General features: G+C 71.3%; 7 protein-coding genes (1 of these 7 cut by a window edge). 4 read left to right on the top strand and 3 right to left on the bottom strand.

Features of this window, described 5'->3' with window-relative positions:
• The first annotated feature begins 9 nt into the window (after nt 1-9).
• A complete protein-coding gene (locus DK389_RS17180; RefSeq protein ID WP_109891378.1) occupies nt 10-744 on the top strand; it encodes a M48 family metallopeptidase in 735 nt (244 codons plus the stop codon).
• Nucleotides 745-839: 95 nt separating this feature from the next.
• On the opposite strand, the gene DK389_RS17185 is transcribed toward DK389_RS17180, so the two are convergent.
• Nucleotides 840-1217: a hypothetical protein gene (locus tag DK389_RS17185; RefSeq protein ID WP_109891380.1), complete on the bottom strand. Its 378-nt coding sequence runs from the start codon at nt 1215-1217 to the stop codon at nt 840-842.
• A 229-nt stretch (nt 1218-1446) separates the two neighbouring features.
• On the opposite strand from DK389_RS17185, the gene DK389_RS17190 reads away from it, so the two are divergent.
• From DK389_RS17190 to DK389_RS17200, 3 genes are read left to right on the top strand one after another with little or no spacing between them, the layout of a single operon-like run.
• Nucleotides 1447-1941 (top strand): invasion associated locus B family protein, encoded by a 495-nt coding sequence (locus tag DK389_RS17190; protein WP_109891382.1) that lies wholly within the window; start codon nt 1447-1449, stop codon nt 1939-1941.
• A gap of 55 nt (nt 1942-1996) precedes the next feature.
• The gene (locus tag DK389_RS17195) at nt 1997-2629 is read left to right on the top strand and encodes a hypothetical protein (protein WP_109891384.1); all 633 of its coding nucleotides are present in this window, start codon (nt 1997-1999) and stop codon (nt 2627-2629) included.
• Nucleotides 2630-2677: 48 nt separating this feature from the next.
• Entirely contained in the window at nt 2678-4690 is a 2013-nt protein-coding gene (locus DK389_RS17200) for a glycosyltransferase family 2 protein (protein ID WP_109891386.1), read from the top strand.
• Between the two features lie 70 nt (nt 4691-4760).
• On the opposite strand, the gene purC is transcribed toward DK389_RS17200, so the two are convergent.
• Together purC and nth are read right to left on the bottom strand one after the other, a co-directional pair.
• On the bottom strand, nt 4761-5555 hold the full coding sequence (gene purC / locus DK389_RS17205; RefSeq protein WP_109891388.1) for a phosphoribosylaminoimidazolesuccinocarboxamide synthase: 795 nt from the start codon (nt 5553-5555) through the stop codon (nt 4761-4763).
• A gap of 213 nt (nt 5556-5768) precedes the next feature.
• Nucleotides 5769-6097: the 3' end of an endonuclease III gene (gene nth / locus DK389_RS17210; protein ID WP_109891390.1), read on the bottom strand. It continues 400 nt past the right edge of the window; 329 of the gene's 729 nt are visible here — the last part of the coding sequence; its start codon lies off the right edge, out of view; the stop codon is at nt 5769-5771.

The raw sequence follows: 6097 nt of genomic DNA on the forward strand, positions 1-6097 counted from the left end.
AGCTTAGGCATGCCCCTCGCCCTCCTGCGTCGGCCCGATCCGGAACATCTCGACATCGCCTTCGCAGGCGAGACCTTCCGCGTGGCCCTGCGGCGCCGCCCGGCGGCGCGACGGCTGACACTCAGGGTCTCCCAGGCGACCGGCGAGGTCATCCTCACGCTGCCCACGCGCACCTCGCTCGCCACCGCGCAGCGCTTCGCGGCGGGCCACGGCGGCTGGATCGCGACCCGGCTCGCCCGCGTGCCGACGCGGGTCCCGTTCGAGCCCGGATCGGTCCTGCCCCTGCGCGGCGTGCCTCACCGGATCGCGCAGCGGGGACTGCGCAGCGGAGCGACCCGCCTGGAACGGGTCGGTGAGGAACCCGTCATCTCCGTTTCCTGCGAGGCGGCCTTCGTGGCGCGGCGCGTTCGGGACTGGCTGCAGCGGGAGGTGCGCGCCGATCTGACCGTGGCGATCACGCGCTACACGGACGCTCTCGGGCAGGGGCCGTCGCGCGTCACAGTGCGCGACACCCGCAGCCGCTGGGGCTCCTGCACGGCGCGGGGCGAGCTCAACTTCTCCTGGCGGCTGATCCTCGCGCCACCCCTTGTGCTCGACTATCTCGTCGCGCACGAGATGGCGCACCTGCGCGAGATGAACCATTCCGCGCGCTTCTGGTCGCTCGTCGCAGGGATCTGCCCGCACATGGACGAGGCGGAAGCCTGGCTCAAGCACAACGGCGCGAGCCTCCACCGGTACGGCTGACGTGACCGACGCGCGGCCTGCGCGGGCCGATGCGTGGACGTGTAAGGTCCGATCGGGCGTGCGAGCCTGCCGCGCCCGATCTACCCTTGCCCCGATCAGCCCTTGGCGCGCAGCACGCGCTCGCGCGAGACCCGCTCCACCGGCCAGGTCGGGCGCGGATCGGTCTCGCCCGGATTGAGCGTGCGCGGTGCCACGCTGTCGCAGAATTCCCGCTGCCGCACGATCGTGGCGTGGCCGTAGGCGTCCCGGCGGCGGATGTAGCCGCCGTCCCGGCAGAAGCCCGCGATCTCCGCCGACGAGCCCGCCCGCCGCCCGTAGGGGTTGCGCGATACGGGGGGATGCTCGACCGTCAGCGTCGCGCTGCGGTTGAGGGAGCGCTCGACATAGGTCGTCTCGCCGATGGGCAGCCCCTCGGCAGATGCCTGCGTGACGCCGGCAGCGAGAAGGAGGGTCGGCAGGAGGAGGTGACGCATGGGTTGGCTCGATCCGGATCAGAACCGCAGGTTGACCCAATCTAGAGCTTGGCCCCGCCGAAGGGTAGCACAATGTGGCGAAAATGAGCCGGGCCGGATCGCTTGACAGGGTACGGCCGAGCATGGTCGGAACACCGGGCTCCCGGCCCCGCGCCCGTATCTCGGCCGGGGCGCTCCAGCAAGGATGTGTCGCGTGGGTCTGCGCAAGAGGCTCGATCGTGTCAGGCGCATGGCCGCGCCCTTCGCCCTCGCGCTGCCTCTGGTCGCCGGTTGGGGCGCCGCCGGAGCGCTGGCGCAGGGGACGGTGCGCAAGACCTTCGACGATTGGCAATTGCGCTGCGAGACGCCGGCCGGAGCCAAGGCGGAGCAATGCGCCCTCGTCCAGTACCTCGCCGCCGAGGACCGCCCGAACCTGACCCTGGTCGTGATCGTGCTGAAGACCGCCGACAACCGCGGCTACCTGCTGCGCGTCGTCGCCCCGCTCGGCATCCTGCTTCCCTCGGGCCTCGGCCTGAAGATCGACCAGACGGATGTCGGGCGCGCCGGCTTCGTGCGCTGCCTCACCACGGGCTGCGTCGCCGAGGTCGTGATGGACGACAACCTGATCCGCCAGTTCAAGGCAGGCACGCAGGCGACCTTCATCGTGTTCCAGACACCGGAGGAGGGCGTCGGCATTCCGCTCTCGATGAAGGGCTTCGGCGCCGGATTCGACAATCTGAAGTAGTTCCGCCCATGGGATGCGCGCGAGACGGCGACGCGGCGGCCGGGAGGATGGTGTGATGCGTGTTCGGTCGAAAGCGGGCCTCTCCGCGCTCCTGCTCGCGCTCGTCGCCACCGGCGCCCGCGCGGAGGAAGGCAACTTCCTCAGCAACCTGTTCAAGTACGGCGGGACCACCGTGCCGCCCTCGCAACCGAAGGAGCTGGAGGCGCCGTACTGTCCGCCGGTCGGTGTCTCCGAGGGCGGCGCCGCGCTGCAGACGCTCGCCGGCCGCTCGGCCGACAAGCCGAACATCCGCACGCAGGTCACGCTCGGGCGGCTGGCCCGCGAGTGCACGCGGCGCGAGGACGGATCGATCACCGTGAAGGTCGGCGTCGAGGGGCGTGTCCTGCTGGGCCCGGCCGGCGCGCCCGGCCGCTTCGACGTGCCGATCACCATCGCGATCAAGTCCGACGAGAAGGTCGTTACCTCCCGCTTCCGGCGCCTCTCGGCAACCGTAGCGCCCGGCGAGGCGCAGGGCTTCTTCTCGGTGGTCGAGGAGGATCTCTCCGTGCCCGCCGCGATAACCCGCGACTACGAGATCGAGGTGGGACTGGGCGGCAGCGCCCCGAAGGCCGGCAAGGCTCAGCCGCGCCGCAAGGCGCCCGTCGCCGCGGTGCCGACCTCGCCCGAGCAGACCGGCGCGAGCCAGTGAGGGCGCCCCGGCTATCCCCGACCTGACCCGGCCGATCTGCCGATTCCGATGGTGATCCCGACGCGCGCACGGCCCTGGCTCGGCCGCGAGACCGCGTTCTCGCTCCATGCCACCGCCGACCCTGTCTTCGACCGCCGCCTCGTGCTGGCGGGAGGAGGGGAGGGGAGCTGGATCACCCTGAGCATCCGCGGCGACCCGGCCGCACCCCCGCTTCGCCCGATGCTGCGGCTCCTGCGCGAGGGACTTCCTCCAGAGGACTTTCTCCTCCCGGGCCTCACCGAGGGCGTGGCGCACTGGCTCGGCCTGCTTCCGCCGGACACCGTGGAGATCCGCCTCGCCCTCGGGCCGGGGGCCACCCTTCTGCGGGCTGGCCTGCGCACCCATGCCAGCGTCTTCGCGGAATGCCTCCTCAAGCGGCCGCAGCGCTTCGTTCCCGCCCTCTACACCTTCGCCCGCCGCGATGCGCGCCGCTATCGCGACATCCTGCGGGGCGCCTGCGCGGTGACGCCGCTCGACCGCTACACGGCCTGGGCCGCGGCGCGCGGCACGCCGTCGGGCGTCGACGCGCCGTCTCCCGCCCGCCGCGTCCGCGTGATCGTCCGCGCCGGGGCAGGGGAGGGGGGCGGCCTCGCCCGCACCCTGGCGGCGCTCGGCGCGCAGACGCACCCGTCCTGGCACGCCCTCGTCCTGCACGGTACCGGCAGCCGCCTCGCGCGCATCGACGACGCCCGCGTGGAGCAGCGCCCCGGCGCCGCCTCGGACGCGCTCGGCGACCTCTGCGGTGACGCCGACGCCTGCCTGTTCCTAGCGCCCGGCGATGTGCTGCGTGCGGACACCCTCGCGCTGCTGGTCCGTCACCTCTTCGGGCGGCCGGGCCTCGACCTCGCCTACGCGGATTCCGTCGGGCCGGACGGGCGGCCGCATCTCAAACCCGACTGGAGCCCCGATCTCGCCCTCGCGACGGGCTATGTCGGCCGTCCGGCGCTCCTTGCGGCGGAATGGCTCGCGCGGGTACCGCGGGGGGCGCGCGAGCCGTCCGGTCTCGCCGCGGACCTGGTTCTCGCCGCGGCGACGGCCCGCGCGGCCATCCACGTCCCCCAGATCCTGTGCCGGACCGAGGCGCCCGTAGCGGTGCCGGACGTCGACGGAATCGCCCATCATCTCGCGGCGCGTGGGTCGCCCGCCGCCGTCGCGGAGCGACCGGGCGGCGCGCGCCTCGTCTGGCCACTGCCCGCACCGGCGCCGAAGGTCAGCGTGATCATCCCCTCGCGCGACCGGCTCGACCTGATCACGCGCGTCTGCCGCGGGGTGCTGCACGAGACGGCCTACAGCCCGCTCGAGGTCATCATCGTCGACAACGGCTCGACCGATCCGGCAGTCCTCGCCCATTACGACGATCTGCGCCGGGACGCGCGGGTGCGGATTCTCCCGTTTCCGGAATCCTTCAACTTCTCCGCCATGGTCAATGCGGGCGTCGCCGCCGCGTCCGGAGAGGTCGTGCTGCTCCTCAACAACGACGTGGCCGTGCTCGAGCCCGGCTGGCTGGACGCGATGGTGCGACAGGCCTGCCGGCCCGAAATCGGCGCGGTCGGCGCGAAGCTCCTCTACGGCGACGGACGGCTCCAGCACGCCGGCGTCGTCGTCGGTCTCGGCGGCCGGGCCGGCCACATCCTCCGCCGCCGGCCCGCCGACACGCCGGGGCGTCTCGGCCAGATGCGGGTCGCGCACGAGGTCTCCGCGGTCACGGCGGCCTGCCTCGCGGTCCGCCGCGCCCGTTACGAGGCCGTCGGCGGCTTCGACGCGGAGGCTTTCCCGATCGACTTCAACGACGTCGATTTCTGCCTGCGCCTCGGGGCGCGGGGCTGGAAGACGATCTGGACGCCCGATGCAGTGTTGGCGCACCTCGAATCCGTCAGCCGCGGGCCGGCGATCGGCGCCGCGCGCCGCCGCTTCGAGGCCGAGGCGGCCCGCTTCTCGGAGCGGTGGCGGGACGTGATCCGCCACGACCCGTTCTACCACCCGGCCCTGTCGGTCACGACCTTCGGCGAGGATCTGGAATAACCGGGCAAAACGAAGGGGCCGCCGCTCGCGCGGGGCCCCTCGGTCGTTCCGCACCAGTGGTGCCGGCCTGTCACTGGACGAGGCGCGGTCCCCCGGTCTGCACCTTCTCATTCTCGGACATGATGCCGAGGCGCTTGGCGACCTCGGTATAGGCCTCGATCAGGCCGCCGAGGTCCTTGCGGAAGCGATCCTTGTCGAGCTTGTCGGAGGACTTGATGTCCCAGAGCCGGCAGGAATCTGGGGAGATCTCGTCGGCCACGACGATCCGCATCAGGTCGCCCTCCCAGAGGCGCCCGGTCTCCATCTTGAAGTCGACGAGCCGGATGCCGACGCCGAGGAAGAGTCCCGACAGGAAGTCGTTCACCCGGATCGCGAGCGCCATGATGTCGTCGATCTCCTGCGGCGTCGCCCAGCCGAAGGCCGTGATGTGCTCCTCCGAGACCATCGGATCGTTGAGCTGGTCGTTCTTGTAGTAGAACTCGATGATCGAGCGCGGCAGCTGCGTGCCTTCCTCGAGGCCGAGCCGCGTCGCCAGCGAGCCCGCGGCCACGTTCCGCACAACGACCTCGAGCGGGATGATCTCGACCTCGCGGATCAGCTGCTCGCGCATGTTCAGGCGGCGGATGAAGTGGGTCGGCACGCCGATGTCGTTGAGGTGCTGGAAGACGAATTCCGAGATCCGGTTGTTCAGCACGCCCTTGCCGTCGATCACCTCGTGCTTCTTCGCGTTGAAGGCGGTCGCGTCGTCCTTGAAGTGCTGGATGAGCGTTCCGGGCTCGGGACCTTCGTAGAGGACCTTCGCCTTGCCCTCGTAGATGCGACGGCGGCGGTTCATAGGCGTGTACCGTGGTTTGAGGAAGTCCATGGGCCGTGACTCCTTGGCGACCAAACGATGTGCGGAATCCGCGGCGTGGCGGCCTGATCGAAGGCCGGGCCGCACGCGCTTATCGTTGCCGATCGCCCCCGGCGGCCGGCAGCCAAAGTACCCGAAGCGGGTTTGCAGCACAACGCGTTAGCCTTGCGCGCGATCCCGTCGCGCACCGGGTGCAGGGCCCAGGCGGGAGCGGCGGGGGCCCTGTCAGACGGTCTTCGAGGGATAGCGGCAGAGATCGTTGATAGGGCAGCGCGGGCATTCGGGGCGTCGCGCCTTGCAGGTGTAGCGCCCGAACAGGATCAGCCAGTGATGGGCATTGAGCCGGTAGGGCGCGGGCACGATCGCCTCCAGGCCCGCCTGCACCTTGTCGGTCGTCGGCGCGACGACGAGGGGGATCCGGTTCGAGACCCGGAAGATGTGCGTGTCGACCGCGATCGTCTCGACGCCGAACGCGACGTTGAGCACCACGCTCGCCGTCTTGGTCCCGACTCCGGGCAGGATCTCCAGCGCCTCTCGCGAGCGGGGCACCGTCC

The sequence above is a fragment of the Methylobacterium durans genome, assembly GCF_003173715.1.
Taxonomy (GTDB): Bacteria; Pseudomonadota; Alphaproteobacteria; order Rhizobiales; family Beijerinckiaceae; genus Methylobacterium; species Methylobacterium durans.

Excerpts from the sequence above, each read along its gene's own strand:
- DK389_RS17180 (WP_109891378.1), top strand. The coding sequence starts at position 10 with ATGCCCCTCGCCCTCCTGCGTCGGCCCGATCCGGAACATCTCGACATC.
- DK389_RS17185 (WP_109891380.1), bottom strand. The coding sequence starts at position 1,217 with ATGCGTCACCTCCTCCTGCCGACCCTCCTTCTCGCTGCCGGCGTCACG.
- DK389_RS17190 (WP_109891382.1), top strand. The coding sequence starts at position 1,447 with ATGGCCGCGCCCTTCGCCCTCGCGCTGCCTCTGGTCGCCGGTTGGGGC.
- DK389_RS17195 (WP_109891384.1), top strand. The coding sequence starts at position 1,997 with ATGCGTGTTCGGTCGAAAGCGGGCCTCTCCGCGCTCCTGCTCGCGCTC.
- DK389_RS17200 (WP_109891386.1), top strand. The coding sequence starts at position 2,678 with ATGGTGATCCCGACGCGCGCACGGCCCTGGCTCGGCCGCGAGACCGCG.
- purC (WP_109891388.1), bottom strand. The coding sequence starts at position 5,555 with ATGGACTTCCTCAAACCACGGTACACGCCTATGAACCGCCGCCGTCGC.